The sequence below is a fragment of the Cellulomonas sp. PhB150 genome (assembly GCF_003755175.1).
Classification (GTDB): domain Bacteria; phylum Actinomycetota; class Actinomycetes; order Actinomycetales; family Cellulomonadaceae; genus Cellulomonas.
On the sequence record NZ_RKHX01000003.1, the window covers coordinates 109,485 to 131,366 of the forward strand.

The 21,882-nt window shown below is 72.6% G+C and carries 24 protein-coding genes; 6 read left to right on the forward strand and 18 right to left on the reverse strand.

The features are described from left to right. Positions 1–53 precede the first annotated feature (53 nt). Positions 54–551 carry a hypothetical protein gene (locus tag EDF34_RS10875; RefSeq protein WP_123371526.1) on the forward strand — a complete coding sequence of 166 codons (498 nt, stop codon included), beginning with the start codon at positions 54–56 and terminating at the stop codon, positions 549–551. Between the two features lie 74 nt (positions 552–625). Here EDF34_RS10875 and pstB read toward each other — a convergent pair whose 3' ends face one another. The 9 genes from pstB to EDF34_RS10920 all read right to left on the reverse strand — a co-directional run bounded on the left by pstB (position 626) and on the right by EDF34_RS10920 (position 8,141). Continuing rightward, a complete protein-coding gene (gene pstB / locus EDF34_RS10880) occupies positions 626–1,405 on the reverse strand; it encodes a phosphate ABC transporter ATP-binding protein PstB (RefSeq protein ID WP_123371527.1) in 780 nt (259 codons plus the stop codon). A gap of 10 nt (positions 1,406–1,415) precedes the next feature. Beyond that, positions 1,416–2,372 (reverse strand): phosphate ABC transporter permease PstA, encoded by a 957-nt coding sequence (gene pstA, locus EDF34_RS10885; protein ID WP_123371528.1) that lies wholly within the window; start codon positions 2,370–2,372, stop codon positions 1,416–1,418. Next, positions 2,372–3,394, reverse strand: a complete 1,023-nt coding sequence (pstC, locus tag EDF34_RS10890) for a phosphate ABC transporter permease subunit PstC (protein ID WP_123371529.1) — start codon at positions 3,392–3,394, stop codon at positions 2,372–2,374. Before pstC ends, pstA begins: the two co-directional genes overlap by 1 nt. Before the next feature lie 95 nt (positions 3,395–3,489). Then, positions 3,490–4,605 carry a phosphate ABC transporter substrate-binding protein PstS gene (pstS, locus tag EDF34_RS10895; protein ID WP_123371530.1) on the reverse strand — a complete coding sequence of 372 codons (1,116 nt, stop codon included), beginning with the start codon at positions 4,603–4,605 and terminating at the stop codon, positions 3,490–3,492. A 259-nt stretch (positions 4,606–4,864) separates the two neighbouring features. After that, positions 4,865–5,587, reverse strand: coding sequence for a response regulator transcription factor (locus EDF34_RS10900; RefSeq protein WP_123371531.1), 723 nt, complete (start codon positions 5,585–5,587; stop codon positions 4,865–4,867). Next, positions 5,584–6,768, reverse strand: coding sequence for a cell wall metabolism sensor histidine kinase WalK (locus EDF34_RS10905; protein ID WP_123371532.1), 1,185 nt, complete (start codon positions 6,766–6,768; stop codon positions 5,584–5,586). Before EDF34_RS10905 ends, EDF34_RS10900 begins: the two co-directional genes overlap by 4 nt. Positions 6,769–6,882: 114 nt before the next feature. Further along, on the reverse strand, positions 6,883–7,236 hold the full coding sequence (locus tag EDF34_RS10910) for an SHOCT domain-containing protein (RefSeq protein ID WP_370450056.1): 354 nt from the start codon (positions 7,234–7,236) through the stop codon (positions 6,883–6,885). A 19-nt stretch (positions 7,237–7,255) separates the two neighbouring features. Continuing rightward, on the reverse strand, positions 7,256–7,696 hold the full coding sequence (locus tag EDF34_RS10915) for a DUF6325 family protein (RefSeq protein ID WP_123371534.1): 441 nt from the start codon (positions 7,694–7,696) through the stop codon (positions 7,256–7,258). 40 nt (positions 7,697–7,736) lie between these two features. Beyond that, the gene (locus EDF34_RS10920; protein ID WP_123371535.1) at positions 7,737–8,141 is read right to left on the reverse strand and encodes a hypothetical protein; all 405 of its coding nucleotides are present in this window, start codon (positions 8,139–8,141) and stop codon (positions 7,737–7,739) included. Positions 8,142–8,350: 209 nt separating this feature from the next. Between EDF34_RS10920 and phoU the strand changes: the two genes are divergently transcribed. The 3 genes from phoU to EDF34_RS10935 are packed head-to-tail and all read left to right on the forward strand — an operon-like array spanning position 8,351 to position 9,656. Continuing rightward, entirely contained in the window at positions 8,351–9,016 is a 666-nt protein-coding gene (gene phoU, locus EDF34_RS10925) for a phosphate signaling complex protein PhoU (RefSeq protein ID WP_123371536.1), read from the forward strand. 31 nt (positions 9,017–9,047) lie between these two features. Next, positions 9,048–9,230: a hypothetical protein gene (locus tag EDF34_RS10930; protein ID WP_123371537.1), complete on the forward strand. Its 183-nt coding sequence runs from the start codon at positions 9,048–9,050 to the stop codon at positions 9,228–9,230. Between the two features lie 48 nt (positions 9,231–9,278). Beyond that, positions 9,279–9,656, forward strand: coding sequence for a hypothetical protein (locus EDF34_RS10935; RefSeq protein ID WP_123371538.1), 378 nt, complete (start codon positions 9,279–9,281; stop codon positions 9,654–9,656). 61 nt (positions 9,657–9,717) lie between these two features. On the opposite strand, the gene EDF34_RS10940 is transcribed toward EDF34_RS10935, so the two are convergent. The 5 genes from EDF34_RS10940 to EDF34_RS10960 all read right to left on the reverse strand — a co-directional run bounded on the left by EDF34_RS10940 (position 9,718) and on the right by EDF34_RS10960 (position 15,836). After that, positions 9,718–10,458 (reverse strand): phosphoglyceromutase, encoded by a 741-nt coding sequence (locus EDF34_RS10940; RefSeq protein ID WP_123371539.1) that lies wholly within the window; start codon positions 10,456–10,458, stop codon positions 9,718–9,720. Between the two features lie 42 nt (positions 10,459–10,500). Further along, entirely contained in the window at positions 10,501–11,817 is a 1,317-nt protein-coding gene (locus EDF34_RS10945; protein ID WP_233575377.1) for a glycosyltransferase, read from the reverse strand. Between the two features lie 104 nt (positions 11,818–11,921). Beyond that, positions 11,922–12,911 carry a lactonase family protein gene (locus EDF34_RS10950; protein WP_123371541.1) on the reverse strand — a complete coding sequence of 330 codons (990 nt, stop codon included), beginning with the start codon at positions 12,909–12,911 and terminating at the stop codon, positions 11,922–11,924. A gap of 11 nt (positions 12,912–12,922) precedes the next feature. Further along, the gene (locus EDF34_RS10955; protein WP_199737836.1) at positions 12,923–14,617 is read right to left on the reverse strand and encodes a SulP family inorganic anion transporter; all 1,695 of its coding nucleotides are present in this window, start codon (positions 14,615–14,617) and stop codon (positions 12,923–12,925) included. Between the two features lie 37 nt (positions 14,618–14,654). After that, positions 14,655–15,836: an ROK family transcriptional regulator gene (locus tag EDF34_RS10960; RefSeq protein ID WP_123371543.1), complete on the reverse strand. Its 1,182-nt coding sequence runs from the start codon at positions 15,834–15,836 to the stop codon at positions 14,655–14,657. Between the two features lie 77 nt (positions 15,837–15,913). Here EDF34_RS10960 and xylA point away from each other — a divergent pair, with 77 nt between their 5' ends. Both xylA and xylB read left to right on the forward strand, forming a co-directional pair. Further along, positions 15,914–17,101, forward strand: coding sequence for a xylose isomerase (xylA, locus tag EDF34_RS10965; RefSeq protein WP_118765955.1), 1,188 nt, complete (start codon positions 15,914–15,916; stop codon positions 17,099–17,101). A 69-nt stretch (positions 17,102–17,170) separates the two neighbouring features. Then, the gene (gene xylB / locus EDF34_RS10970; protein ID WP_123371544.1) at positions 17,171–18,583 is read left to right on the forward strand and encodes a xylulokinase; all 1,413 of its coding nucleotides are present in this window, start codon (positions 17,171–17,173) and stop codon (positions 18,581–18,583) included. A gap of 72 nt (positions 18,584–18,655) precedes the next feature. Here the strand turns inward: xylB and EDF34_RS10975 are convergent, their stop codons facing one another. The 4 genes from EDF34_RS10975 to nadC form a co-directional block, all read right to left on the reverse strand. Next, positions 18,656–18,991, reverse strand: coding sequence for an Lsr2 family protein (locus EDF34_RS10975; protein ID WP_123371545.1), 336 nt, complete (start codon positions 18,989–18,991; stop codon positions 18,656–18,658). Positions 18,992–19,089: 98 nt separating this feature from the next. Then, on the reverse strand, positions 19,090–19,212 hold the full coding sequence (locus tag EDF34_RS17955) for a hypothetical protein (protein WP_255414194.1): 123 nt from the start codon (positions 19,210–19,212) through the stop codon (positions 19,090–19,092). A 53-nt stretch (positions 19,213–19,265) separates the two neighbouring features. Then, on the reverse strand, positions 19,266–20,777 hold the full coding sequence (gene lysS, locus EDF34_RS10980) for a lysine--tRNA ligase (RefSeq protein WP_123371546.1): 1,512 nt from the start codon (positions 20,775–20,777) through the stop codon (positions 19,266–19,268). Between the two features lie 67 nt (positions 20,778–20,844). Beyond that, positions 20,845–21,747 carry a carboxylating nicotinate-nucleotide diphosphorylase gene (gene nadC / locus EDF34_RS10985; protein ID WP_370450070.1) on the reverse strand — a complete coding sequence of 301 codons (903 nt, stop codon included), beginning with the start codon at positions 21,745–21,747 and terminating at the stop codon, positions 20,845–20,847. Between the last annotated feature and the right edge of the window lie 135 nt (positions 21,748–21,882).

Here is a 21,882-nt window from a genome sequence, read left to right on the forward strand (position 1 = left end):
CCCGGGCCGACGTCCGGACGCACCAGCCGTCCCGTCGCCCCCGAGGAGTCATCGTGACCTCGCCCCGCCCCCGCTCCCGCCGGCTCCTGATCGCCGCGGGCCTGTGCGTCGCCGGCGTCGTGCTGGCTGGTTGCTCCGCGACCAACCCCATCACCACCGAGCACGAGTACAGCGCGTCCGACGGCGTGCGCGCCACGGTCGGCGACGTGCGCGCCTCGAACCTCATCGTGCTCTCGAGCGCGAAGGGGTCAGAGGGCCTGCTCATCGGCGGCCTGACGAACGACGGCGTCGACCCGCGCACCGTGACCCTGACGTTCGGCGACCAGCAGGCCACCGTGCAGGTCGACGGCAAGGCCACCGTGCTGCTGGACGGCACGACGGCGGACGGCCACGCCGACGTGCGCGTCACGTCCGTCTCGGTCCCCCCGGGCGCCGTGCTGCCGACGACGGTCGCCACGGACGTCGCGGGCAGCCAGGACGTGTCGATCCCCGTCCTGGACGGCTCGCAGCCGGACTACGCGACGCTGGTCCCCACGCCGCCCGCCTCCTGACGCAGGTGCACGAGAGGCCCCGGACCGTGCTGGTCCGGGGCCTCTCGTCGTTCAGCGCTCAGAGCACCCTCAGCTCACCCGAAGCGGCCGGAGATGTAGTCCTCCGTGGCCTGCTCGCGCGGCGAGGAGAAGATCGTCGCGGTGTCGTCGATCTCGATGAGGCGGCCCGGCTGGCCGGTGCCCGCCAGGTTGAAGAAGGCCGTGCGGTCCGAGACGCGGGCGGCCTGCTGCATGTTGTGGGTCACGATGACGATCGTGTACTGCGACTTGAGCTCGGCGATGAGGTCCTCGATCGCGAGCGTCGAGATGGGGTCGAGCGCGGAGCAGGGCTCGTCCATCAGCAGCACCTGCGGCTTGACCGCGATGGCGCGGGCGATGCACAGCCGCTGCTGCTGACCGCCCGAGAGGCCGGAGCCGGGACGGTCGAGGCGGTCCTTGACCTCGTTCCAGAGGTTGGCGCCCTGCAGCGACTGCTCGACCATGTCCTGCGCGTCGCCCTTGGAGATCCGCTTGTTGTTGAGGCGGACACCCGCGAGCACGTTCTCGGCGATGGACATCGTCGGGAACGGGTTGGGGCGCTGGAAGACCATGCCGACCTGGCGGCGCACGGCGACCGGGTCGATGTCGTTGCCGTACAGGTCCACGCCGTCCATCGTCACGCTGCCCTGGACGTGCGCGCCCGGGATCACCTCGTGCATGCGGTTGAGCGTGCGCAGGAAGGTCGACTTGCCGCAGCCGGAGGGGCCGATGAAGGCCGTCACCGAGCGAGGCTCGACGGCCATCTCGATGTCCGCGACCGCCTTGAAGTCGCGGTAGAAGATGTTCAGGTCCTTGACGTCGATGCGCTGAGCCATGGGGGGGTCCTTAGCCGAGGTTCTTGGGAGCGAAGAAGCGGGTGACGAGGCGGGCGATGAGGTTGAGCAGCATGACGATGAGGATCAGCGTCAGGGCTCCGGCCCAGGCCCGGTCGTAGGCGATGGTCGCGATGCAGTCCGCCTGGTCGGGCGTGCACGGCACGAGGCCCTGCTGGAACTGCCGGTAGACGTACACCGGCAGTGTCATCATGCGACCGTCGAAGAGGTTGAAGTTGATCGAGTCGATGACGCCGACCGTGATGAGCAGCGGGGCGGTCTCGCCGATCACGCGGGAGACGGCGATCATCACGCCGGTCACGATGCCGGCCACGGCGGTGCGGAGCACGACCTTGATGACCACGAGCCAGCGCGGGACGCCCAGGGCGAGCGCTGCCTCGCGCAGCTCGTTCGGCACGAGCCGCAGCATCTCCTCCGAGGACCGCACGACGACCGGGATCATCAGCACCGAGAGCGCCACCGAGCCGACCACGCCCATCCGGACGCCGGGCCCGAAGAACACGGCGAACAGCGCGTAGGCGAACAGGCCGGCGACGATGGACGGGATGCCCGTCATGACGTCGACGAAGAACGTGACCGCACGGGCCAGGTGGCCGCGGCCGTACTCGACCAGGTAGATGGCGGTCAGCAGGCCGATCGGCACCGAGATCAGGGCTGCGAACAGCGTGATCTCCACCGTGCCGACGATCGCGTGGTAGACGCCGCCGGCGTCCATCCCGCCGAACACGCCGCGCATCGAGTGCGTGAGGAAGTAGACGTTGAAGCGCTCGATGCCGTGCTTGACCACGGTCCAGGCGACGGACACGAGCGGGATGACAGCGAGGACGAACGCGCCGATGATCAGGCCGCGCATGAGGCGGTCCTTGCGGTGGCGGCGCTTGTCGACCTGCTGGAGCAGGGTGCGCAGCTCGGCGTTCCCGGCCAGGGCCTCGGGGGCGACGGTGGTCATCAGTTGGCTCCCGAGAAGTCCTTGCGGCGCGCGACGATCGCGCGGGCGGCCATGTTGACCAGCAGGGTGATGACGAACAGCGCCAGGCCGGTCGCGATGAGCGTCGAGACGCCCATCGGGTTGGCCTCGGGGAACTGCGCGGCGATGTTCGCGGCGATCGACTGCTGCTGGCCGGCCTCGAGGATGCGGAACGAGTAGAGGAAGCCGGGCGACAGGATCATCAGCACGGCCATCGTCTCGCCGAGCGCGCGGCCCAGGCCGAGCATCGCGGCCGAGATGACACCGGAGCGGCCGAACGGGAGGACCGCGGTGCGGATCATCTCCCAGCGCGTCGCGCCGAGGGCCAGGGCGGCCTCCTCGTGCAGGCGGGGCGTCTGGAGGAACACCTCGCGGCTGACCGCGGTGATGATCGGCAGGATCATGACGGCCAGGACGATGGCGACGGTGAGCAGCACGCGCGCCGTCGGCGAGACGGTGCCGGAGAACAGCGGGAACCAGCCGAGGTTCTCGTTGAGCCAGGCCCACACGGGCTGGACGAGGGGCGAGAGGACCAGGGCGCCCCACAGGCCGTAGACGACCGACGGCACGGCGGCCAGGAGGTCGATCACGTAGCCGAGGCCGTTCGCGAGCCGGCGGGGTGCGTAGTGCGAGATGAAGAGCGCGATGCCGATGGCGACCGGCACGGCGATCGCCAGTGCGAGTGCCGCAGCGAGGACCGTGCCGAAGATCAGGGGCCCGACGTAGTCGAGCAGCGAGCTCGAGTTGCGCAGCAGGCCGACCTGCTCGGCCAGCTCGTCGTACGGCGTCGTCAGCGCGGGCCACGCCTTGACGACGAGGAAGAGCGCGACGGCCGCGAGCAGGACGAGGATGAGGGCGCCGGCACCCGTGGTGAACCAGCGGAACACGCGGCTCGCACCGCGGTCGGTGGCACGGCGGCGGCTCTTGAGGCGGCGCGCGCTGGTGGGCTCCGGACCGCTGTCAGCGGTCGAGCTCCGAGCCGGCGGGCTCTTGGTGGTGGACACGATGCTCCTGCGTGAATCAGGGGGTGGGGGGGACGGCCGCCGGTGGTCGGCCCGGGTCCCCCCCGGGACGGGCCGACCACCGGCTGATGAAGCGGTCAGGCGCCTGCGATGGCGTCGACCGCGGTCTTCGCGTCAGCGGCGAGCTTCTCCGGCAGCGGAGCAGAGCCGGCGGCCGACTGCGCGGCAGACTGGCCCTCGGCGCTGACGATGTAGCCGAGCAGGCCCTTGACCAGGTTCGCCTTGGCGTCGTCGGCGTAGGTGCTGCACGCGACGGCGTAGGAGACCAGGATCAGCGGGTAGGCGCCCGCGACGGTCGTGGTGCGGTCGACCTTCACGACGACGTCGTTCGCACCGCGCTCCTCGTCACGCGGCGAGGCGTCCACCGCGATGGCGGCGGCCTCGGCCGTCGGGCCGACGAACGCGTCGCCGACCTTGATGCTGACCTTGCCGAGCGTCCCGGCGGCCGACTCGTCGGCGTAGCCGATCGTGCCCTGGCCACCCTGCACGGCCTGGATCAGGCCCGACGTGCCGGTGCCCGACTCGCCACCCTGCAGCGGCCAGTCGTCAGCACCCTCGGCGGTCCAGGCGCCGTTGGCGGCCTTGTTGAGGTAGTCGGTGAAGTTCTTCGTGGTGCCCGAGCCGTCCTGGCGGTGGACCGGGGTGATCGCGGTCGACGGGAGCTTCGCGTCGGGGTTGTCGGCCTTGATGGCCGCGTCGTCCCAGGTCTTGACCTTGCCCGCGAAGATGTTCGCGATGGTCTCGGCCGAGAGGTTGAGCGAGGTGACGCCGTCCAGGTTGAACACGACCGCGATCGGGCTCACGTAGACGGGGATGTCGATGGCGTCGCTCTTGCACGTCTCCTTGGCCGACGTCAGCTCCTCCGGCTTGAGTGCCGAGTCGGAACCGGCCCAGTCCGCGCCACCCTCGATGAACTGGGTGCGGCCGGCGGAGGAGCCCGCGGGGTCGTAGTTGACGGTCACGTCGGGGTTGGCCGTCTGGAAGCCGGCGCGCCAGGCGTCCATGGCCTTCTCCTGCGCGGAGGAGCCGACGCCGTTGAGCTCGCCGCTCATGGCACCCGCCATGTCGGTCGAGCCACCGCTCGCGCTGGGGGCGTCTCCGACCGGGTCGTCCGATCCGCACGCCGTCAGCGAGAGGGCGAGCACACCGGCAAGGGCGACCGCACCGACGCGGCTGGGAAGGGAGAGCTTCACTGTGAGATTCCGTCCTGTCGTCATCTGTGCGCACTGGGGATCGTGCGCAACGAGAAGGACGCTAGGAAGCGGATGTGACCAGCCGGTCGGTGCAAGTTGAACCCCGGGTGAACGCTGGCCGACAGTTGCGCACGCGTCCAGGTCGGGCCACCGCCCCGCTGGATACATCAGAACGCCGAATCCGCATGATCTCGGGGGTTTGAATCCCCGAGATCATGCGGAATCGGCGAGATGACGAGCGTGGTCGCTGCGCTCCGGGTCAGCCCTCGGGGGTGAGCTTGTAGCCGAGGCCGCGGACCGTGACCAGCAGGGTCGGGTTGGCCGGGTCGGGCTCGACCTTCGCCCGGACGCGCTTGACGTGGACGTCGAGCGTCTTGGTGTCCCCGACGTAGTCGGAGCCCCAGATCCGGTCGATGAGCTGCCCGCGGGTCAGCACCCGGCCCGCGTTGCGCAGCAGGAGCTCGAGCAGCTCGAACTCCTTGAGGGGGAACGAGACCAGCTGGTCGTGCACGCGCACGGTGTGCCGCTCCACGTCCATCCGGATCGGCCCGGCGACGAGCAGGTCGTCGTCCTCGTCGTCGACCTCGGGGACCTCTCCCCCGCCGGGCGCGACGACCGCGACGGCCCGCCGGCGCAGCACGGCGCGCACGCGGGCCAGCAGCTCGCGCGACGAGTACGGCTTGGTGATGTAGTCGTCGGCGCCCAGCTCCAGGCCGACCACCTTGTCGATCTCGTCGTCCTTGGCCGTGAGCATGATGACCGGCACGTCGGACGTGAGCCGGATCGTGCGGCACACCTCGGTGCCGGACAGGCCGGGCAGCATGAGGTCCAGCAGGACCAGGTCCACACCGCCCTCGTGGAAGCGGTCCAGGGCGTCGGGGCCGGTGGCGGCCTCGACGACCTCGAACCCCTCCCGCTCGAGCTGGTAGGTCAGGGGGTCGCGGTAGGACTCCTCGTCCTCGACCACGAGGATCCGCGTCATGACGCGCTCCTGTGCACGTGAGCTCCTTCGTCGGGTGCAGCGTCGGGTACAGCAGGGGCAGCCGCGCGGGGGAGGCGCAGCGTGAAGGTGGAACCGCGGCCGGGTTGCGACCAGACGGTCACGTCGCCGCCGTGGTCGGCCGCGACGTGCTTGACGATGGACAGGCCGAGACCGGTCCCGCCGGTCGCGCGCGAGCGCGCCGGGTCGACGCGGTAGAAGCGCTCGAAGACGCGCTCCTGGTCGGTCTGCGAGATGCCGATGCCCTCGTCGACCACGGCGATCTCGACGATGTCGTCCTGCAGCCGGACGCCGACGCCGACGTGCGACGCCTCGCCCGAGTAGGCCACGGCGTTGTCGACGAGGTTGCGCACCGCGGTCACGAGCAGGTCGTGCTGGCCGAACACCTGGACGCCGTGCTGGCCGCCCACGCTCAGGCGCACGCGCTTGCCGTCGGCGGTGGTCCGGGCGCGGTCGACGGCCTCCTGCACCACCTGGTCGACCTCGACGGTCGCGAGCTCGGTGAGTGCGCCGGCCACCTGCAGCCGGGACAGCTCGATGATCTCGTGCACGAGCGCGGAGAGCCGGACCGCCTCGGTCTGCATGCGTCCGGCGAACCGGCGCACCGCCTCGGGGTCGTCGGCCGCGTCCTGCACGGTCTCGGCCAGCAGCGTCAGCGCGCCGACCGGGGTCTTGAGCTCGTGGGAGATGTTGACGACGAAGTCGCGGCGGATCGCCTCGAGCCGCTTGGCCTGGGTCTGGTCCTCGGCGAGCACGACGAGGTGGTCGGGCGTGACCTGGGCGACGCGGACCTGCATGAGCAGCGTGCCGGCGCCGAGCGGGCCGCGAGGGACCTCGAGCTCCTCGTCGCGGATCACGCCGTCGCGCCGGACCCCGGCGATGAGCTCGCGGATCGCGGGCGGGACCACGGCGCCGTCGCGGACCAGGCCGAGCGCGTAGGCGGGCGCGCTCGCGCGGACCACCCGCTCGTCCTCGTCGAGCACCACCGCTGCGGACCGCAGCACGGCCAGCATGCGCACGAGCCCGTCGTCGAGCTCGCGGGCCGGGGCCTGGGGAACGCTGTGCAGCTCGCGCTGGCTCAGCCAGTACGCGGCGACGGCGAAGGCGCCGACGAGGATGCCGAGGCACCCCGCGACGATGAGCTGCCAGCCCTGCGCGTCCACGAGCCCAACCCTAGAGCGCACGTGAGGCCCGATCCGCACGGATCGGGCCTCACGTCGGCCACCCGCCGACGAGCATTCACCGGCAGTTCACCCGGGCGGGCGGAACCGGCGTCGTCAGCTGAGGATCTTCGCCTTCGCCGCGGCGAACTCCGCGTCGTCGAGGATCCCCTGGGCGTGCAGCTGGCCGAGCTGCGTGAGCTTGGCCATGAGGTCGTCCTGCGCGGGAGCGGCGGCGGGCGCGACCGCAGCCGGCGCGGCGTACGCGGCCTGCTCCGCGGCGGCCTGGCGGGCCGCCTCCTGCATCGCGAGCTGCTGCTGCTGCGCCTCCCAGGCCTGCTGCTCGGCCGAGGCCTGCTGCTTGCCGGCCTGGCGGCGGTTCATCGCACCGGTCGTGGCGTTCACGGTGCCGGCGACGACGGCGGTGCGCGCGGCGAGCCCGATCAGGCCGGGTCGTCCCATCCTGCGCATGGGGGGCATGGTGATCTCCTCAGTTCTCGGGGTTGGCGTCGAGCTCAGCGAGCTCGGCGACGGAGGCGACGACCTCGGCGGGGATCCGCTCGGAGGCCACGAGCACGCCACCGCTCGCACGGATGGCGTCGGCGATCCCGACCGACCACAGGTGCTCGATGACGAGGATCAGGGCGGACGAGCCGATCTCGAGGTCGCCCGCGATCGCGTCGATGTCCTCCTCGCCCGCGAGGCCCGTGCCCTCGAGCTCGGTCTCGATGAACTCGAGCTCACCGCCCAGGTCGTCCAGCTCGATGATGTCGAGGGTCTCGGCGTCGGGATGGCGCACCACGACGAGGTCGACGATGCGGACCTGCTCCGTGGCGACGAGGAGGGCGACCTGCGCCTTGACCTCGTCCGGGATGCGATCGTGCGGGAACGCGAGCGCGATGAGCTCGACCGGACCGAATGACGGTGCCACTTCTACTCTCCTCGGTAGGGGATGAAACCTTGGGGATGCGTCAGGCCGCTGCGCGCTCGGCCTCGTCGCCGTGCACGATCAGCGCCCACAGGATGACCAGGTCGAGGGCGATGACGACGATCGACCACCACGGTGTCACAGGCAGGGACACGAACTGCGCGAGAAGGTTGAGGACGACCAGCACGACCGCGGTCGCGCGCACCCACGGCGCCCCGCCGAACAGCACGAACCCGACGAGGGTGATGATCGCGCCCAGGATCAGGTGCACCCACCCCCACGTCGAGACGTCGATGATCGCCAGGCCCGAGTTGGTCCACGCCAGGACCTTCTCCGAGCTGAAGATCGCGACGAGCCCCGCGACGACGTTGAAGAGGCCGACCGTGATGAGGGCGAAGGCAGCGAACCACACCCACCCGACCCAGGCAGTGACCTTGTTCGTGGGCATCGAGCGACCTCCCTGTTGAACCTGCTCCGACGTCTGACCTGCGCGATGATGGTCAGTCTGCACCTTTCGCCCCGACCGTGGGGAGCGTTGGCGCAGATCAGCGCCTGCACATCCAACTGCCGCCGCGCGTTCACCTGGCAGCGCCCAACCGTTCACCTGCCGGTGCGAGCCTGACCATCGCCATCCGGCACCAGCACGAGAGGGATCCAATGCGGGACATCTTCGAGGCCGAGCTCACCCAGCTCGGCGAGGACCTCGCGGCCATGAGCCGCCTGGTCGAGCACGCCATCACGAACGCGGGCATCGCGCTCCTGACCGCCGACCTCGCACTGGCCGAGTCCGTGATCGTGGACGACGCCGCGATCGACGCCATCGAGGCAGACATCGACGAGCGCTGCGTGCAGCTGCTCGCGCAGCAGGCCCCCGTGGCGACCGACCTGCGCGTCGTCGTCACGTCGCTGCGCATCAGCGCCTCGCTCGAGCGGATGGGCGACCTCGCCCGCCACGTCGCCCAGGTGGCGCGCGGCCGCTACCCGCGCCAGGCCGTCCCCCAGAGCATGTCGGGCACGTTCGCCGAGATGCACGACGCGGCCGTCCGGGTCGCGCGTCGCACGTCGACCCTGCTGACCAACCGCGAGCTCGCGCTCGCGGAGAGCATCGAGACGGACGACGACCTGCTCGACGAGCTGCACGAGGACACCTTCACCGCCCTCCTGGGCGGCTCGTGGGCCGGCAACCCGCAGGAGACGATCGATGTCACCCTGCTCGGCCGCTACTACGAGCGCTTCGGCGACCACGCGGTGTCCGTCGCCAAGCGCGTCGTGTACCTGGTCACCGGCGTCAACGCCGACGAGCTGGACCGCTCGGTCTCCTGAGCCCCGCGGACGCGGCGTACGGTCGGGTCGCATGAGCGATCCCGCCGTCCGCCAGCTCCGCGTGGTCCTGACCGTCGCCGACGGCACCACCCGGCGGCTCGAGGCGGCCGGAACCGTCGTCGTCGCGCCGCCCGTCCGCACCCCGTGGGACTCGCTCAACTCGCGCCTCGCCGGACCGGAAGGTGTCGCTGTCACGCTCCTCGAGGAGCACTGACCGGACGATCCCGGCACCCGCACGTCCCGAACCTGCTTGACTCCCGGCATGACCACCGCCACCGCACCGCTGGAGCAGAGGTCCGGCCGACGGGCGTCGATCGGCACGATCGTCGGCGCCCTCGTCGTCAGTGCGGGACTGGGCTGGATGTGGTGGGGCTACTTCGGCCATCCGCCCTGCCTCGCTGACCCCACGTTCACCACGGACGGCGTCGACATCACGCCCAGCTGTGGCGGACCGGAGCTCGACGACGCGGCAGTCTCGTTGCCGCTGCTCCTGATCCTGGTGGCGGTTGGCGTGGTCGTGGCCCTGGGCGCCCGCCGGTATACCCCCCGGGCGCGATGGAGCGCTCGCGCGGGGCTCGCCGTCCTCGCCGTCGCGTCCGTGCTCGCGGTCGCGTGGTGGCCGCGGGACACCTACCTCTGAGGCGCGGACGACGACGCCCCGGCCACCCTGGGACAGGGCGACCGGGGCGTGCGCGAGAAGGTCAGCGACCCTGGTTGGCGACGGCCTTGATGGCCTCGGCCGCGGCCTCGGGGTCGAGGTACGTGCCGCCCGGGTTGGTGGGCTTGAGCGTCTCCTCGTCGAGCGTGTAGAGCAGCGGGATGCCCGTCGGGATGTTGATCCCGGCGATCGTGCCGGAGTCGACGTCGTCCAGGTGCTTGACCAGGGCGCGGATCGAGTTGCCGTGCGCGGCGACCAGGACGGTCTTGCCGGTCTTGAGGTCGGGGACGATCTCCGACTCCCAGTAGGGCAGCGCGCGGACGAGCACCTGCTCGAGCGCCTCGGCGCGCGGGATCGGCTCGCCGGCGTAGCGGGGGTCCGTGTCCTGCGAGAACTCCGAGCCGAGCTCGATGTCCGGCGGCGGGAAGTCGTACGAGCGGCGCCAGAGCATGAACTGCTCCTCGCCGTACTCGTCGAGCGTCTGCTTCTTGTCCTTGCCCTGCAGCGCGCCGTAGTGGCGCTCGTTCAGGCGCCAGGAGCGCTTGACGGGGATCCAGTGCCGGTCGGCGGCGTCGAGCGCCAGGTTGGCGGTCGTGATGGCCCGGCGCAGCAGCGACGTGTGCACGACGTCGGGCAGCACGCCCGCGTCCGTGAGCAGCGTCCCGCCGCGCTTGGCCTCCGCGACGCCCTTCTCCGAGAGGGCCACGTCGACCCAGCCGGTGAACAGGTTCTTCGCATTCCACTCGCTCTCGCCGTGGCGGAGCAGCACGAGGGTGTAGGTCATGGGTCCATCCTGCCGCAGCGGGTGTCCCCCGTCGCAGGGACGTCAGTCCCTGGACGGTCGGTGGGGCTCCCGGGCGACCGAGTAGACCTTGAGCAGCTGGTCGGCCGCCGTGTCCCAGCCGAACCGCTCCGCGACCGGGCGCGCGGCGTCCCCGTAGGCGAGCAGGCGTGGGCGGTCGGCGAGCAGGTCGGCGAGCTCGTCGGCCCAGCGTGCCGGGTCGTGGCCGCGGACCAGCCGACCCGAGACCCCGTCGTCGACGATCGAGCGCAGGCCGCCCACGGCCGCGGCGACGACGGGCACGCCGGCCGCCTGGGCCTCCGCAGCGACGAGCCCGAACGACTCCGAGCGCGAGGGCATCGCGACGAGGTCGGCCGCGTGGTACCAGGTGGCGAGGGTGTCGCGGTCGGCGGGCGGGCGGACCATGACGTCGTCGGCCACGCCCGTCACCGCAGCCAGGGCGAGCAGCTCACGGACCGACGTCGAGCGGCCGGACGGCCCACCGAGGACGACGAGCAGCGGCACGGGACGGCCCGCGGCGCGGAGCACGCCGAGCGCGCGGACGAGCACGTCGGGGGCCTTGAGGGCCTGCACACGGCCGGCGAACAGCACGATGTCGCGGTCGACGGGCAGCCCGAGCGTGCGGCGGGCGGCGACCCGCCCGGCCGCAGGCACGGGTGCGAAGCGGCGCAGGTCCACACCGGGCTCCACGACGTGCACACGGGAGGGGTCGGCGCCGTAGAGCTCGACGAGCTCGCGCGCCTCGGCCGGGGTCGAGGCGACCAACGCGTCGGCCTCGGCGACCACCTGCTCCTCGCCCAGCTCGCGCGCGGCCGGCTCGGCCTCGTCGCCCGGTGCGAGAGCGGCGTTCTTGACCCGCGCGAGGGTGTGCGCGGTGTGCACGAGCGGGACCTCCCAGCGGTCGGCCGCGATGCGACCGACCTGGCCGGAGAGCCAGTAGTGCGAGTGCACGACGTCGTACCAGCCGGGCCGGCGGGCCGACTCGGTGCGCAGGACGCCGGCCGCCATCCCGCACAGGACACCGGGCAGGTCGTTCTTGTCGAGGCGCTCGAACGGCCCGGCCGGGACGTGGTGCACGAGCACCGGCGGCACGACGCCGGCCGGGACGTCGTCGGCCAGGAGCACCGCGCGGCTCTCGTCGGGCGACAACGCCTCCCCCGACGCATCGGCGCCCGGCAGCACCACGGTCTCGGGCAGCTCCGAGGAGGTCGCGCGCGTGAACACCTCGACGCGTGCGCCGCGGGCTGCGAGCGCGCGGGACAGCTCGAGGACGTAGACGTTCATGCCGCCGGCGTCGCCGGTGCCGGGCTGCTCGAGCGGCGAGGTGTGCACCGAGAGCATGGCGACGCGGGGTGCGCGGGTCACGTGGGCTCCTGTCGGCGGGTGGTCTTCTCCCGCCATTCTCCCGCAGTGCGGCCGTGCTCGCTCCGGGACCTCCGGGCGTCTCAGGGAATGGGCACGATGCAGGCGGGGGCCGGGAGCGGGAGCCGTGAGACGACGGACCCGTCCGGCGCCATCACCGTCAGCGCGCCACCGATCTGCTCGGCGACGACCGTCCAGCCGTCGACGACCTCGTGGTGCCGCGGCCAGGAGCCCGGCAGCTCGTCGTCGGCGACCGTCGCGAGGAGACCGTCGGCGCCGACGGCCAGGCGCGCGATCACGTCGCCGCCGCGGACGCCGACCAGCAGGCGGTCACCGTCGAGCAGGACGTGCGCGAGCAGGGAGTCCGTGGCGACCGGCACGCGCTGCAGCTCGGTGCCCGCGGGCCAGGCCAGGACGTGCATCGAGTTGTCGAGCTCTCCCACGACGTACGCGTGCCGCCCGTCGGCCGCGAACGCGACGTGCCGCGGGCCGGTGCCGGGCGCGAACGTCGCCGCGGTCCCGTCCGGTCGCAGACCGCCGGCCGTGCGGGCGTAGCGGCGGATCTCGTCGGTGCCGAGGTCGACGACCAGCACGTGGTCGCCGCCCGGGTCGAGCGCGACGAAGTGCGCGTGCGGACCCTCCTGCCGCTCGGTGACCGGCCCGCTCCCCTCGTGCCCGAAGACCGCTGCCTCTCCGGCGAACGCACCGTCCTCGTCGAGCGGGATCGCGGCCAGGGTGCCCGAGCTGTAGTTGGCGACCAGCAGGGTGCGGCCGTCGACGACGACGTGGCACGGGTCGTCGCCGCCGGACGGGACCACCGCGCGCTCGACGAGCCCGTCGTGCGTCACGTCGAACGCGGTGACGGTGCCGTCGGTGTGCTCGTTGACCGCGTAGACCACCCGGCCGTTCGGGTGCGCCGCGACGAACGACGGCGACGGGGTCGTGGCGACCTGGCGCGGAGCGCGCAGCTCGCCGGTCGCGGGGTCGAGCTCGACGGTCCAGACGCCCTCGCCGAGGCCGACGGGCGTGCCGGCACCGGCCGACGGGTAGGTACCGATCCAGAGGTGGGTCACGGCGGACGAGCCTACGGTGCCGAACGTTCGAGCCGGCGCCGCTCGGCCAGCTCGTAGGCCTCGCGGACCGCTCCGAGCACCACCGAGGACTGCTCGACGACGGCGTCCCCGAGCACATCGACCAGCCCGCTGCGGGCGAGCACCTCACGGGTCGTCGGCGAGACGCCCGCCAGGACCAGCACGTTGCCCTCGTCGCGCAGCTGGCGCGCCACCCGCTCGAGCGCCTTGAGGAGCGTGGAGGACGGGATGCCGGTCGCCCCGCGCACGGACAGGACCACAGCGGCGTCGTGCGCGCCGGTCGTGTCCGGCCACTCCTCCTCGAACCGGCCCACCTCGGCGAAGAACCCGGAGCCGAACACGTGCAGCACCGTGGTGCGGCCGCTCGGCAGGGTCGCCGGGGCGTCCTCGATGCGCCACCCACCCTCGTCGTCCGGCACCAGTGCGACGATCCGCGCCTGCTTGGACACCTCGACCGCGTACAGCAGGATCGAGAGCCCGGCGCCCAGGAAGATCGCGTCCTGCAGCGGCAGCGCGGTGGTGGCCAGGAACGTCACGAGCATCGCGAGCGCGGACAGCCACGACGTCCGCACGACGAGCACGATGTCGGCCTTGCGGCCCCAGACGAGCTCGCCGCCGATGACGAGCAGCAGCCCGCCGATGACGGCCATCGGGATGATCCCGGCGACCGGGCCGACGGCCAGGACGAGCACCAGCAGCCAGATGCCGGCGAAGATGCCCGACCACCGGGTCTGCGCGCCCGCGCTCGTGCCGACGCCCGTGCGGGACAGCGAGCCGCCGGTCGGCAGCGCGGAGAAGAACCCGCCGGCGATGTTGGCCAGGCCCTGCGCGGTGAAGTCCTTGGACGCGTCGGGCCGCGAACCGTCCGGGTTCGGCACGGCCGCGCCGATGCCCGCGGACTGCGCGAGCGCGACGAGCGCGATCGCGATGGCACCCGTGGCGAGGTCGGGGATCGTCGACAGGTCGGGGAGGCTGAACGGGGGCAGCGTTCGCGTGATCGCGGCGATGTCGGAGACGCGCTCGATGTCGAAGCCCGCCGCGACGGCGACGACGGTCGCGACCACGAGCGCGACGAGGGTCGCGAGCGACTCGAGCCGCTTGACGAGGCGCGCGAGCGCCCAGATGACGACGGTCCCCACGGCGACCGCCGTGGTCAGGGGGTCCCAGGACCCGATGTGGGCGAACGAGTCGACCACCTTGCCGAGGGTGTTCGAGCTCTGCGGCGCGTAGCCCGTGGCGTCCTTGAGCACGCCCGTGATGATCTGCAGCGCGATGCCGGTGGTGAACCCGGTCATCACCGCGGTCGAGACGAACGACATGACCGACCCGAGCTTGAGCAGCCCGAGGATCAGCATCACGAGGCCGACGAGGACGGCGAGCGTGGCCAGCGCGCCGAGGTCGCCCGGCTGCAGCCCGGCCGAGGCCATCACGCTCTGCGACGACAGCGCGATGGCGCTGGTGAGCGTCGTGACCATGAGCACCGTGCGGGCGAAGACCGACCCGACGATCGTCGGCACGATGCCCGAGTACAGGCCCAGCGGCGCCGCGAAGCCGCCGATGCTCGCGTAGGCCATCCCCTCGGGGATGCTGAACAGCCCGGTGACGAAGCCCGAGACCGCGTCGCGGGGGGTCGGGCGCCCGAGCTTCTGCTTCGTCGCGGGGCGCGGGGCCGGCTCCTCGGTGGTCACGCTCGCGAGCATGCCAGGGCGGACCCACCCGTGTCTGTCAGGCCCGCGGTTCCGCCAGCCAGTCGGCGGGGTCGGCGAGCACGCGCGCCAGCTGGGCGAGCGCGCCGCCCGTCATCGCCGGCAGCTCGCCTGCGAGCGCGACGTCGACGCGCGGCTCGGCCCAGGGGGCGGCCAGGACGTGCGTCCGCAGCGCGGCCAGGACCGGCTCGCGCAGCCACGGGGCGAGGCGCGCGTACGTGCCGCCCAGGACGAGCTCGGAGACGTCGACGACGTTGACGACGTTCGCGAGCCCGAGCCCGAGCGCCGCGCCCGCCGCCTCGAGGGCCGCCGTCGCGCTCACCTCGCCGCGCCCGGCCGCCGCGACGAGCGCGTCGAGGCCCGCGTCCGGGTCCAGGCCGGCCGCGCGGAGCATCGCGTCCTGGCCGGCGACCTGCTCCAGGGTGCGCCCGTCGGCGACGACGGTGTGCCCGACCTCGCCCGCCCACCCGTGCCGGCCGCCGAACAGCTCGCCGCCGAGCACGAGCGCCGAGCCGATGCCGATCTCGCCCGAGACGTACAGGAAGCTGGGGCGGTCCTGGCCGGCCACGTGCCGCGCGGCCGACTCCGCGCGCGCGGCGAGGTCGGCCTCGTTCGCGAGCATCGGCGGGTGGGCTGCGAACGTGGGCGACGCGTCCGCGAGCGCGCGGGTCACGTCGACGTCGCGCCAGCCGAGGTTGGGGGCCAGGCGCAGGACGCCCGACGAGCGGTCGACCAGACCTGGGAGCGCGAGCGCGGTCCCGACGAGGCGTGGGCCGCCCGCCACGTCCTCGACGAGCGCGCCGAGGAGCGCCAGGGTGGCGGCCGGGTCGCTGCCGCGCAGGTCGGTGCGCCGGATGCGCTCGTCGAGCACGGTGCCGGCGAGGTCGACGACGCGCACGCCCAGGTAGTCGACGTTGATCTCGGTGCCGATCGCGGCGAGCGTGCCCGTGGGGGCGGTCAGCGGCACGGCAGGGCGGCCGGCTCGCTGGGGTGCGGCGGGGGCGAGCTCGGCGAGCAGTCCCCCGGCGACGAGCCGGTCGACGAGCGCCGACACCGTGGCCTTCGCCAGCCCGGTCGCGGCCGCCACGTCGGCGCGCGAGGGTGGGAGCTGGTGGGCGGCGCGCACGTCCAGGACCGTGCGCAGCACGAGGCCCAGGTTGTGCTCGCGCAGGCTGCCCTGCCGCGCCGCTGTCGCTCTCATGGGACTTGACCCTAGCCGTTCCCGGGCATAAGTTCATTCATACAACTAATCCCGTCTCAACGTTGAGAGGTCGCGTGATGGTGCGCAAGCCCACCCCCGATGACAAGTTCTCCTTCGGCCTGTGGACCGTGGGCTGGAACGCGCAGGACCAGTTCGGTTCCGCGTCCCGCCCGTGGCTCGACCCGGTCGAGTCCGTGCACAAGCTCGCCGAGCTGGGCGCCTCGCACGTGACGTTCCACGACGACGACGTCGTCCCGTTCGGCTCGTCGGACGCCGAGCGCGACAAGATCCTCGACCGCTTCCGCGGCGCGCTGGCCGAGACCGGCATCACGGTCGAGATGGTCACGACGAACACGTTCAGCCACCCGATCTTCAAGGACGGCGGCTTCACGTCGAACGACCGTCGCGTGCGCCGCTACGGCCTGCGCAAGGTCATCCGCAACGTGGACCTCGCCGCGTCGCTGGGCGCCGACACGTTCGTCATGTGGGGCGGGCGCGAGGGCGCGGAGTACGACTCCGCCAAGGACCTCAACGCCGCGCACGACCGCTACGCCGAGGGCATCGACACCGTCGCCGCGTACATCAAGGACAAGGGCTACGGCCTGCGCATCGCGATCGAGCCCAAGCCCAACGAGCCCCGCGGCGACATCCTGCTGCCGACGGTCGGGCACGCGCTGGCGCTCATCGCCAAGCTCGAGCACGGCGACATCGTCGGCCTCAACCCGGAGACGGGCCACGAGCAGATGGCCGGCCTCAACTACACCTCGGGCATCGCCCAGGCGCTGTGGGCCGAGAAGCTGTTCCACATCGACCTCAACGGCCAGCGGTCCATCAAGTACGACCAGGACCTGGTGTTCGGCCACGGCGACCTGTTCTCCGCGTTCGCGACCGTCGACCTGATCGAGAACGGCTTCCCCTCGGGCGGCCCGCGGTACGACGGCCCGCGCCACTTCGACTACAAGCCCTCGCGCACCGAGGACTTCCAGGGCGTGTGGGACTCGGCCGCGGCCAACATGTCCACGTACCTGCTGCTCAAGGAGCGGGCGCTCGCGTTCCGCGCCGACCCCGAGGTGCAGGCCGCGCTCGAGGAGTCGGGCGTGCTCGAGCTCTCGCAGCCGACGCTGGCCGAGGGCGAGACGCTCGCCGACCTGCTGGCCGACCGCAGCGCGTACGAGGACCTGGACGTCGACGCGGTCGCCGCCCGCGGCTTCGGCTTCGTCCGGCTCAACCAGCTCGCGCTCGAGCACGCGCTCGGCGCCCGCTGACCCACTCCCACCCGGCGTCCGGGCGGCCACCTGCCGCCCGGACGCCGCTGTCCTCCCTGGAGGTGCGTCGTGCCGCTCGTCGCCGGCGTCGACTCGTCCACGCAGTCCAGCAAGGTCGTCGTGCGCGACGCCGAGACCGGCGCGCTCGTGCGCTCCGGTCGGGCGTCGCACCCTGACGGCACGTCGGTCGACCCCCGCCACTGGTGGGACGCACTCCAGACCGCCATCGCCGACGCGGGCGGGCTCGACGACGTCGAAGCGATATCGGTCGGCGGCCAGCAGCACGGCATGGTCGCGCTCGACTCCTCGGGCGAGGTGGTCCGGGACGCGCTGCTGTGGAACGACACCCGCTCCGCCCAGGCTGCGCTGGACCTGATCGAGGAGCTCGGCGGGCCCCAGGCGTGGGCCGACGCCGTGGGCTCGGTGCCCGTCGCGTCGCTCACCGTGACCAAGCTGCGCTGGCTGCGCGACGCGGAGCCGGCCAACGCCGCGCGCGCGGCCGCGGTCGCCCTGCCGCACGACTGGCTGACCTGGAAGCTGTCCGGTGCCGCGGGGCTCGACACCCTCGTCACCGACCGGTCGGACGCGTCCGGCACGGGCTACTGGTCGCCGGCGTCCGAGGACTACCGCCGCGACCTGCTCTCGCTGGGCCTGGGCCACGACGCGGTGCTGCCGCGCGTGCTGGGCCCGTCCGAGGCGGGCCCCCGCTCGGTCGTCGGCGCTCGTCGGCCCCTGCTCGGCCCCGGCGCCGGCGACAACGCCGCGGCCGCGCTCGCCCTGGGCCTGGGGCCCGGCGACGTCGCGGTCTCGATCGGGACGTCGGGCGTCGTCAGCGCGATCTCGTCGGCCCCCACCGCCGACGGCTCCGGCCTCGTGACCGGCTTCGCCGACGCGACGGGCGCGTTCCTGCCGCTGGCCTGCACGCTGAACGCCTCGCGCGTGCTCGACGCGGCCGCGCGGATGCTCGGCGTGGACCACGCCGGCCTGTCCGCCCTCGCCCTGTCCGCCCCGTCGGGCGCCGACGGCCTCGTCCTGGTCCCGTACCTCGAGGGCGAGCGCACCCCGAACAAGCCGGACGCCACGGGCGCCCTGCACGGCCTGCGCCTGGCCAACACCACCCCCGCGCACCTGGCCCGCGCATCCGTCGAGGGGATGCTGTGCGCGCTGGCCGACGGCATCGACGCGCTGCGGGCGCAGGGAGTGCCCGTGCAGCGGCTGTTCCTCATCGGCGGCGGCGCGCAGTCGCAGGCCGTGCGCGAGATCGCGCCAGCGGTCCTCGGCCTCGACGTGCACGTGCCCACGCCCGGCGAGTACGTCGCCGACGGCGCCGCCCGGCAGGCCGCCTGGGTGCTCTCCGGTGCCTCGTCGGCCCCCGCCTGGAACGCCGCCGCCGAGGCGGCCGTGCACTCCGCCCCGGACGCGCCGCACGTGCGGGCGCAGTACGCGGCGGTCCGTGAGCTGACGGGGGTGCGTCCCGCCTGACCGCTCGCGCGCGAGAGCCCGGCCTCCACTGCGGGGGGCCGGGCTCTCGCGTCGTGCGGGGTGCTGCTGGGGTCAGTTGGCGGCTTCGTACGCCTGCCGCACCTCGGCCGAGATGCGACCGCGCTCCGAGACGGCCAGGCCGCGGCCCTTGGCCCACTCGCGGATCGCGTGCGCGTCCGAGTCGGAGCGGCGGCTGGCGCGCGGGGCGGCCGGGCGTCCCGACGACGTGCGCGCGCCCACCTTGCGGGCGTGGCCGACCCACTGGGCGAGCGCGTCGCGCAGCTCGCCGGCGTGCGCGGTGGTGAGGTCGATCTCGTACGTCACGCCGTCGAGACCGAATGTGACGGTCTCGTCGGCCGGGCCGCCGTCGACGTCGTCGACGAGCAGGACCTGGACCTTCTGTGCCATTGTGGGCTCCATTTGCGCGGTGCGGTCAGAGGTGTGCCCCCGTGGGCCAATTGCCCGATGTGGTCAGCATCGCACCGCGCGTCAACAATGGTCAAACGCTAGTCGGTATTTGCCGCGTCCTTCGCCTGCTGCTCGGCCTTGTCCATTCGGGCCAGCGCCTGGCGTTCCGTGCGGTCCGCATTGATGACCGCACGCATCCCGAACCAGAACAGCAGGCCCACGCCGATCGACGGAAGCAATGCGGCAAGAGCCGGTCCCCATGCACCCATGGCGCTCAGACCTGCGGCTTCACGAGCGGGAAAAGGATGGTGTCGCGGATTCCGCGGCCCGTCAGCGCGATGAGAAGGCGATCGATGCCCATGCCCATCCCGCCCGACGGCGGCATCGCGAACTCCATCGCGGTCAGGAAGTCCTCGTCGATCCGCATGGCCTCGTCGTCCCCTCGCGCGGCCAGTGCCGCCTGCGCCTCGAAGCGCTCGCGCTGGATCACCGGGTCCACGAGCTCGGAGTAGGCCGTGGCGAGCTCCATGCCGCGCACGTACAGGTCCCACTTCTCGACCAGGCCGCGCTTGGTGCGGTGGTCGCGCGTCAGCGGCGAGGTCTCGACCGGGAAGTCGACGACGAACGTCGGGGCCACGAGGCCGTTGCCCACGTGGTGCTCCCAGAGCTCCTCGATCATCTTGCCGTGGTTGCGCTGCGCAGGGGCGAGCTCGATCTCGGCCTTCTCGAGAAGTCGCAGCAATACGTCGTCCGGGGTGTCGTGCGTGATCTCCTGGCCGATTGCCTCGCCCAACGAGTCATACATCGGCAGGCGCGTCCACTCGCCTCCCAGGTCATATTCCGAGCCGTCGGCGAGAGTCACGACCGTCGAGCCGAACGCGTCAGCGGCGGCGGTCTGGACGAGATCCTGCGTGAGGTCGGCCATCGTGTGGTAATCGCCGTAGGCCTCGTACGCCTCGAGCATCGCGAACTCAGGAGAGTGAGTCGCGTCGACGCCCTCGTTCCGGAAGTTGCGGTTGATCTCGAACACGCGCTCCACGCCACCGACCGCGGCACGCTTCAGGAAAAGCTCAGGGGCAATTCTCAGGAAGAGCGGGATGTCGAATGCATTCATGTGCGTCTCGAACTGGCGGGCGGCGGCACCCTCGGGACGCACCTGCAGCATCGGGGTCTCGACCTCGACGAAGCTGCGACGGTGCAGGTTCTCGCGCACCGAGCGCAGGACGGCAGCGCGCTGGCGCACCATGTCCCGCGAGCGCTGGCTGACGACGAGGTCCACGTAGCGTTGGCGCACGCGGGCCTCCTCGGAGAGCTCGGTGCCCTCGTAGAGGTTGGGCAGCGGCCGGATCGCCTTGGCCGCGAGCTGCCAGGCGTCCGCGAACACCGACAGCTCGCCGCGGCGCGAGGCGATGACCTTGCCGTGCACGAACAGGTGGTCCCCGAGGTCGATGTCGGTCTTGAACGCCGCGAGCCGCTCCTCGCCGACCGCTGCCAGGCTGAGCATCGCCTGCAGGCGGTTGCCCTCGCCGTCCTGCAGCGTCGCGAAGCAGAGCTTGCCGGTGTTGCGCAGGAACACGACCCGGCCGGCCACGCCGACCTCGTCGTCCGTCTCCGTGCCCGCCTCGAGGTCCGGGTGCTCGGCACGGACCTGGGCGATGGTGTGGGTGCGCGGGACGGACACCGGGTAGGCCTCGGTGCCCTCCGCGAGGAGCCGCGTGCGCTTGTCGCGGCGGATGCGGATCTGCTCCGGGGTGTCGTCGGCCAGATCCTGGGGTGCGTCGCTCACCGGGCGATCCTACCGAGGCCGCCTGGGCGTGCCGGCCGCGGGCGGCGCCTGCGCGGTGTCTGTCCGGTCACGCGGTCAGGTCGAGCGCCAGGTCGAGGATCGGCGAGGAGTGGGTCAGCCCGCCGACGGACAGGTAGTCGACTCCCGTCGTCGCGACCTCGCGGGCACGGTCGAGCGTGAGGTTGCCGGTGGCCTCGAGCTCGATGCGGCCGCTCGTCGCCTCGCCGGCGCGGACCGCGGCGACGACCTCGCGCAGCGTCTCCGTGGGCATGTTGTCGAGCAGCAGGAACGTCGCGCCGGCGGCGACCGCCTCGAGCGCCTGGTCGGCCGTGTCTGCCTCGACCTGGATGGCCACCTCGGGGAACCGCGCGCGCACGGCCCCGACCGCGGCCGTGACCGATCCGGCCGCCGCGACGTGGTTGTCCTTGACCATCGCGACGTCGTAGAGGCCCATCCGCTTGTTCGTCCCGCCGCCGCAGCGCACGGCGTACTTCTCGAGCGCGCGCAGGCCGGGCGTGGTCTTGCGGGTGTCGAGGACCAGGGCGCCGGTGCCCGCGAGCGCGTCGGCCCAGCGGCGGGTGTGGGTCGCGACGCCGGACGCGCGCGAGGCGAGGTTGAGCAGCGTGCGCTCGGAGACCAGCAGCACCTGGACCGGACCGGTCAGGCGGGCCAGGACGTCGCCGCGGGCGACGCGGGTGCCGTCGGGGACGACGACCTCGACGCTCGCCCGGTCCAGCCCGAGCCGGTCGGCCACGGCGTCGAGCACCACGGGGACGCAGACGAGGCCGGCGAGCACGCCGTCCGCGCGGGCGACGAGGTCCGCGCTCCCCTGCTCGTCGGGCGGGATCGTCGACTGCGACGTGACGTCCCTGCCGGGCTCGGGGCCGAGGTCCTCGTCGAGCGCCGCGGCCACCACCCGGGCGATCGCTGCAGGGTCGGGACCGGGATCGCCGGGCAACCCGGCCGCCACCTCACGCACGCCCCCGAGGCTACCGGTCGCCCGCCCCCTCCTCGGGCCGCCCGGTCCCGCCCGGTCTGGGTCGACCTGGGTCGACTGGCGATCATCACGCCGATTCCGCATCATCACGCCGATTGCAACCAGCGT

What these genes read in the sequence shown, in the direction of transcription:
- EDF34_RS10935 (WP_123371538.1), top strand. Translation starts at nt 9,279, where the DNA reads ATGACCACCGCCACCGCACCGCTGGAGCAGAGGTCCGGCCGACGGGCG.
- xylA (WP_118765955.1), top strand. Translation starts at nt 15,914, where the DNA reads ATGGTGCGCAAGCCCACCCCCGATGACAAGTTCTCCTTCGGCCTGTGG.
- EDF34_RS10975 (WP_123371545.1), bottom strand. Translation starts at nt 18,991, where the DNA reads ATGGCACAGAAGGTCCAGGTCCTGCTCGTCGACGACGTCGACGGCGGC.
- EDF34_RS10910 (WP_370450056.1), bottom strand. Translation starts at nt 7,236, where the DNA reads ATGCGCAGGATGGGACGACCCGGCCTGATCGGGCTCGCCGCGCGCACC.
- EDF34_RS10960 (WP_123371543.1), bottom strand. Translation starts at nt 15,836, where the DNA reads ATGAGAGCGACAGCGGCGCGGCAGGGCAGCCTGCGCGAGCACAACCTG.
- EDF34_RS10930 (WP_123371537.1), top strand. Translation starts at nt 9,048, where the DNA reads ATGAGCGATCCCGCCGTCCGCCAGCTCCGCGTGGTCCTGACCGTCGCC.
- pstB (WP_123371527.1), bottom strand. Translation starts at nt 1,405, where the DNA reads ATGGCTCAGCGCATCGACGTCAAGGACCTGAACATCTTCTACCGCGAC.
- EDF34_RS10900 (WP_123371531.1), bottom strand. Translation starts at nt 5,587, where the DNA reads ATGACGCGGATCCTCGTGGTCGAGGACGAGGAGTCCTACCGCGACCCC.
- EDF34_RS10945 (WP_233575377.1), bottom strand. Translation starts at nt 11,817, where the DNA reads ATGCTCTCGGTGCACACCTCGCCGCTCGAGCAGCCCGGCACCGGCGAC.
- phoU (WP_123371536.1), top strand. Translation starts at nt 8,351, where the DNA reads ATGCGGGACATCTTCGAGGCCGAGCTCACCCAGCTCGGCGAGGACCTC.
- EDF34_RS10940 (WP_123371539.1), bottom strand. Translation starts at nt 10,458, where the DNA reads ATGACCTACACCCTCGTGCTGCTCCGCCACGGCGAGAGCGAGTGGAAT.
- pstA (WP_123371528.1), bottom strand. Translation starts at nt 2,372, where the DNA reads ATGACCACCGTCGCCCCCGAGGCCCTGGCCGGGAACGCCGAGCTGCGC.
- EDF34_RS10920 (WP_123371535.1), bottom strand. Translation starts at nt 8,141, where the DNA reads ATGCCCACGAACAAGGTCACTGCCTGGGTCGGGTGGGTGTGGTTCGCT.